The following is a 6,055-nucleotide window of genomic DNA, read 5'->3' as shown; positions in this document are numbered from 1 at the left end:
GCAATTAGCCTATATCAGAAAAAAATGGTAAATATTTTATTAAAATAAGATTTATAGATGCGAATATATTCTACTATATCCATGTTTAAAACCTTTGAATATCTAACTTTTACGTGTTAAAATTACTTTGGAAATTATTTGAACCCTAAAAATATTATTATTCTTTTAAATGTTATTTAAATATGTACATTTATCCAATTTACTCATTTAATCAATTTTTAGGGAAAGAATAATGAATATTAAACTTTTCAAATATAGTGGTGGAGGTTTTTTTACATGAAAAAGCCATTGAATGGTGAGCGGCCTTTTAATCAAGGGTTTTATGGTCCTAACCTTGGCTATGTCATTGAGTTGTACGAAAACTATTTGCAAGATCCTGATTCCATTGATCCGGAAATGAGGGCCTATTTCGATGAGACAGGGTCACCTGTTACAGAGAATAGTAATATCCCTAAATCAGAGACAAATGTAGCAGTTACATCTAATCAGTTAGAGAAAACATTAGCGGCTATTCGTCTAGCGGATAATATTAGATTCTACGGCCACCGTGCAGCTGATATTTATCCATTAAAAAATCATGATCGAGAGATAAACCTTTTCGAACTTTCCCGATATGGATTAACGGAAGAGGACTTAAAAGCAATCCCAGCTAACCTTATTTGTACAGAGGCAAAGATCCCACTTCGTAACGGGCTCGATGCTATTGAATATTTGAAATCTGTGTATACGGGCACAATTGCTTTCGAATTTCATCACGTAGATGATGAGAATGAGAAAGAATGGCTAAGAAAAAAGATAGAATCCAATCAATTAAACCTGAATTTAAATGCTGAAGAAAAAACCAAAATCCTCAGAAGACTTACCGAAGTAGAGGAATTTGAAAAGTATCTGCACCGAACATTTGTAGGTCAAAAAAGGTTTTCCATTGAAGGGCTTGACTCAATGGTTCCTTTACTTGATGAAATTGTTTCTGAATCAGTTTCAAATGGGACTAAAACGATAAATATTGGGATGGCACACCGTGGACGCCTTAATGTCCTTGCTCATGTTCTTGGAAAGCCATATGAAATGATTTTTGCAGAATTCCAGCACGCTCCTAATAAAGAGCTTGTTCCATCTGAGGGTTCCATTGGCATAAGCTATGGATGGACAGGGGATGTAAAATATCACCTTGGCCTGGATAAGCAAATTAAAGATGAAAATACAACTATTGCGAGGCTGACACTAGCTAATAACCCGAGCCATTTAGAATTTGTCGGCGCAGTTGTTGAAGGATATACCCGTGCAGCACAGGATGATCGGACAAGAAAAGGATATCCTGAAGTAGATTTCCAGTCTGCTCTCTCCATTATTATTCATGGTGATGCAGCCTTCCCAGGTCAGGGAGTTGTTGCAGAAACTCTAAACCTCGGTCAGCTGAAAGGGTATGACACCGGCGGGTCTATACATATTATTGCGAATAATACGATTGGATTTACGACTGAATCCTATGACTCCCGTTCAACAAGGTATTCAAGTGATTTAGCTAAGGGCTATGAAATTCCAATTCTACATGTGAATGCTAATGATCCGGAAGCATGTGTGGCTGCAGCAAGATTAGCATGTGAATACAGAGAGAAATTCCAAAAAGACTTCTTAATTGATTTAATTGGTTATCGCAGATTTGGCCATAATGAAATGGACGAACCAATGACAACGAATCCATTAATGTATAAAATCATCCATCAGGAAGTAACGGTAAAGGATTTATATGCAGAAAGGCTTATTAGCCAAGCAGCTGTTACGAAGGATGAAGCTTCGAAAATGGAAGAAGCCATCATCGATAAATTAAAATCCGCCTATGAAAAGGTTCCAAATAAAAAAATTGAAATTGAGGATATGGAACCACCTGAAATGGTTGAAAAGGGCTTGCCAAAAATAGATACGGCTGTCCCAATTGAGGCATTAAAACAAATAAATCAGGAGCTTTTAGGCTTCCCAGAAAACTTCCTTGTCTTCAATAAACTCGACAAGATTTTAAAGAGAAGATTGGATGCAATAGAAGGCGAAGCAAAAATCGATTGGGGGCATGCGGAAACATTAGCATATGCCTCAATCATAACTGATGGTACTCCAATCCGGCTAACAGGTCAGGATTCGGAACGGGGAACGTTTGCTCACCGTAATATCGTTTTACATGATAACGAAACCGGTAAATCCTATTCTCCCCTGCATTTAATGTCAACGGCTAAAGCATCGTTTGCTGTTCATAATAGTCCATTATCCGAAATGGCGGTATTAGGGTTTGAATATGGCTATAACGTATTTGCCCCTGAAACATTAGTATTATGGGAAGCCCAATTTGGAGATTTCGCGAACTCTGCTCAAGTAATGTTTGATCAATTTATTGCAGCGGGCCGTGCTAAATGGGGACAGAAATCGGGTCTTGTTATGCTTCTTCCTCATGGCTATGAGGGCCAAGGGCCAGAGCACTCTAGTGCTCGTTTAGAAAGATTTTTAACTTTAGCAGCTGAAAATAACTGGACTGTGGCAAATTTATCATCATCAGCGCAATATTTTCATATTTTACGAAGACAGGCTGCTATTTTAAATCGTGAAGAGGTCCGTCCGCTTGTGATTATGTCGCCAAAAAGTCTTCTCCGTCATCAGCTTGTTGCATCAAGTGCGAAAGACTTAAGTGAAGGTGAATTCAAATCTGTACTTGAACAGCCTGGACTTGGCAAAGCAACAGATAAGGTGACGCGCTTAGTATTAGCTTCAGGTAAAATGGCCATTGATTTAGCTGAAAATCTTAAAAATATAGCGAATCAAGACTGGTTCCATATTGTACGTGTAGAGGAGATCTATCCGTTCCCAATGGAAGCGCTTAAGGAAATTATGAATCGTTATCCAAATCTTAAAGAAATTCTCTGGGTTCAAGAGGAGCCGAAAAATATGGGGGCATGGACCTTTGTTGAGCCTAGATTGAGAAAGCTTGCTGAACAAGGTAAAGAGGTAACATATGTTGGCAGACGCCGCCGTTCTAGCCCATCCGAAGGGGACCCTATTATTCATAAGCTTGAACAGGCACGCATCATTGAAGAAGCATTAACGCAAAAGCAAGAAGGAGGAAATTAAGGTGGCCGAAATCAGAGTACCAGAACTAGCTGAATCAATAACAGAGGGAACCATTGCCCAATGGCTAAGGAAGCCAGGCGATTTCGTTAATAAAGGGGATTTCGTAGTCGAGTTAGAAACAGATAAAGTAAATGTAGAAATTATTTCTGATTTTACTGGAGTATTAAAAGAATTAAAAGCTCAGGAAGGCGATAATGTAAATGTTGGTGAAACAATTGCGATTATTGACGAAAGCGGTCAAGCAGGGGCTGAACAAGCACAACCAGCTGCGCCGGTTCTAGAAGAACAAGCACCTGTTGTACCTGAAACAAAACCTGCAGAGCCAGGTGCTCCTGCGCAGGCTCCTTCTAACGAAAACCAACAGCGTCCAATCGCTTCACCAGCGGCTAGAAAAATGGCGCGTGAAAAGGGCATTGATTTAAGTCAGGTTCCTACAGTAGATCCACTAGGAAGAGTTCGAGCTCAAGATGTTTCAACCTTTAACCCTCAGGCTCAGGCAAGCAGCGCTCCAGCACAAGCACCAAAAGCTGCTGCACCTGCACCTATTAAGCAAGATGGAGAAAAAAGGGTTGAGCGTATCCGAATGACCCGCCGCCGCCAAACTATTGCGAATCGACTTGTAGAAGTTCAGCAAACAGCGGCTATGCTTACGACATTTAATGAAGTAGATATGACAAATGTAATGAACCTTCGTAAAAAACGTAAGGACAAATTTTTTGAAGAAAATGATGTAAAACTCGGATTTATGTCTTTCTTTACAAAGGCTGTCGTTGCTGCACTTAAGAAAAACCCATTCTTAAATGCTGAAATTCAAGGCGATGAAATTGTCTTGAAAAAGTTTTATGACATCGGTGTGGCTGTGTCTACAGAAGAAGGTTTAGTCGTTCCTGTTGTACGTGATGCAGACCGTAAGAACTTCGCTGAAATCGAAAAAGACATTATGGATCTTGCAATAAAAGCAAGAAATAATAAGCTCGGCTTACAAGATCTTCAAGGCGGTACCTTTACAATTACAAATGGCGGTACGTTCGGTTCACTGCTTTCTACTCCAATCCTAAATGGGCCTCAGGTCGGTATTTTAGGAATGCATGCGATCAACCTTCGTCCAGTTGCGATTGATGCTGAAAGAATGGAAAATCGTCCAATGATGTATATTGCTTTATCATATGACCATCGAATCGTTGATGGAAAAGAAGCCGTTACGTTCTTAAAACGTGTTAAAGAATTAATTGAAGACCCTGAATCACTTCTTTTTGAAGCGTAAAATATGTTCGGCAGAGTGGAAGAAGAGCCACTCTGCTTTTTTTCCATATAAAAGAGGCGAGAAAAACTCCCGCCCCAATCATCAATCAAAATTTACTTCTTAATTGGCTTTAACCCACGCTTAATAATTTCCTTTTTCAATATCCAAACCCATTCTTTCTCTGAACCAGACTTTAATGCATCACGATAAGAGACGACCAACTGTTCATTGCTCATAATCTTCATTAGCATTACCTCCTAAGGAAATGGATTGAATATTCTTTCTATTCATTCCATTTTAAACGTTTCCATCCGTTTTGAAAACCCTATTTTCAAAAAAAATGAAAAGAATATGATATGAACTTAAAGTAGTAATATTTGAAATGAACCATATAGAGCTTGTATGATTAAATAACTAATTAAAGAAAAGGAGGTTTAATATGGAACTGCAACTTGACCATATTGTTCATTTTATTAAGGGAGACCCAAAGAAAGCAATTGAGGCATGGCAAAAGCTTGGCTTACAAGCAGTCATGGGGGGAAGTCATGAAAAGTGGGGAACATTTAATAGCTTACTTTATAATAGCACCTCATATATCGAATTCCTTGCTATTGAAAACGAAGAAATCGCTCAAAATTCGGACAATCCTCTTATTACACAATTAGTATCAGATTTACAAAGAGAAGAAGGGATTGGGCAAATCTGTTTCCGTACAACAGATATCTTAACAGTAAAAAAAGAGCTTGAAAAAAAGGGGTGCAAAACATTTCCGATTTTTCCAGGGAGCAGGAAAAGGAAGGATGGATCGACAATTAAATGGAAAATGCTCTTCCTTAATCAAGAGTCAACCTTGCCATTACCATTTTTCATTGAATGGGAACAGCAGGATGAGGATCGTTTCAATGAACTTAAGAACCTTGGGATGATGGATCAGAAATTAGAAAAACATCGCATTCAATCTATTAGTTTTGCCTGTAAAAATGGAGAGAAATCTGCTAAGGAATGGTCTGGACTTTTTGATTTTCCTATTACATACACGGTAAACAATTCAGATTCCTCCACGAAAAAAACAACGATTGACTGTGGATCAACAAAAATTATCTTCTGTGAACCATTAGATGAAAAGGGAATTATCTATAATACGTTAAAATTACGAGGAGAACGTCCATTTTCAGTTCAGCTTGTGCCTGAAATTTTGACTCAGCCAATTTCCTTATTTGGTTCACACTATCAATAATACTTGCGCGTTGTCTAATGACAACGCGTTTTTCGATTTCTCTCTCAGTCTAAAGCTGTATTTGGATTCATTCTCATGGTCAATGAGAATTTACCAATAATTAGATACTATAAGGTTTAAAGAAGAGCAGAGAGGAGAATTTAAATGTATGAACAAATTTATGTTATTGAAAAGCTGGAACAATATAAACAAGAGGAACTTAGAAAAAAACCGTATTATTATTATGAAAAAAAGAATAGGGGGATTAATAATCAACTCTGCAGACTTCCTGTCATCCATCATCTTCCTTCATGCCAATGCACACATGACAGTGTATAGATTATGTTATAAGACCTTCCGAATAGTCTAAAGTTTTACTTAACATTTTTTCATAAAAAGACCTTCCTAAAGTTTGAAACATGCTGAGAAAGTGGTAAATAACTAATGCCATCTTCTTAGAAAGAAGGTCATCATATGAA

At 38.0% G+C, this 6,055-nt stretch carries 5 protein-coding genes; 4 read left to right on the top strand and 1 reads right to left on the bottom strand.

Features of this window, described 5'->3' with window-relative positions; all coding sequences use genetic code 11:
* The first annotated feature begins 276 nt into the window (after nucleotides 1–276).
* Both V7164_RS24935 and odhB read left to right on the top strand, forming a co-directional pair.
* Nucleotides 277–3,117: a 2-oxoglutarate dehydrogenase E1 component gene (locus tag V7164_RS24935; protein WP_335345386.1), complete on the top strand. Its 2,841-nt coding sequence runs from the start codon at nucleotides 277–279 to the stop codon at nucleotides 3,115–3,117.
* Between the two features lies 1 nt (nucleotide 3,118).
* Nucleotides 3,119–4,381, top strand: coding sequence for a 2-oxoglutarate dehydrogenase complex dihydrolipoyllysine-residue succinyltransferase (gene odhB / locus V7164_RS24930; protein ID WP_335345387.1), 1,263 nt, complete (start codon nucleotides 3,119–3,121; stop codon nucleotides 4,379–4,381).
* A 92-nt stretch (nucleotides 4,382–4,473) separates the two neighbouring features.
* Here odhB and sda read toward each other — a convergent pair whose 3' ends face one another.
* Nucleotides 4,474–4,605 (bottom strand): sporulation histidine kinase inhibitor Sda, encoded by a 132-nt coding sequence (sda, locus tag V7164_RS24925; protein ID WP_066287900.1) that lies wholly within the window; start codon nucleotides 4,603–4,605, stop codon nucleotides 4,474–4,476.
* Nucleotides 4,606–4,799: 194 nt separating this feature from the next.
* Between sda and V7164_RS24920 the strand changes: the two genes are divergently transcribed.
* Complete coding sequence (locus V7164_RS24920) at nucleotides 4,800–5,597, top strand: VOC family protein (RefSeq protein ID WP_335345388.1); 798 nt, start codon at nucleotides 4,800–4,802, stop codon at nucleotides 5,595–5,597.
* A gap of 144 nt (nucleotides 5,598–5,741) precedes the next feature.
* Nucleotides 5,742–5,915, top strand: coding sequence for a hypothetical protein (locus V7164_RS24915; protein ID WP_335345389.1), 174 nt, complete (start codon nucleotides 5,742–5,744; stop codon nucleotides 5,913–5,915).
* Nucleotides 5,916–6,055 lie beyond the last annotated feature (140 nt).

Origin of the sequence: Bacillus sp. JJ1474 (assembly GCF_036965225.1) — a bacterium.
Classification (GTDB): domain Bacteria; phylum Bacillota; class Bacilli; order Bacillales; family Cytobacillaceae; genus Cytobacillus.
This window is presented reverse-complemented; position numbering and strand designations above follow the sequence as displayed.

What these genes read in the sequence shown, in the direction of transcription:
- V7164_RS24935 (WP_335345386.1), top strand. Translation starts at nt 277, where the DNA reads ATGAAAAAGCCATTGAATGGTGAGCGGCCTTTTAATCAAGGGTTTTAT.
- sda (WP_066287900.1), bottom strand. Translation starts at nt 4,605, where the DNA reads ATGAAGATTATGAGCAATGAACAGTTGGTCGTCTCTTATCGTGATGCA.
- V7164_RS24920 (WP_335345388.1), top strand. Translation starts at nt 4,800, where the DNA reads ATGGAACTGCAACTTGACCATATTGTTCATTTTATTAAGGGAGACCCA.
- V7164_RS24915 (WP_335345389.1), top strand. Translation starts at nt 5,742, where the DNA reads ATGTATGAACAAATTTATGTTATTGAAAAGCTGGAACAATATAAACAA.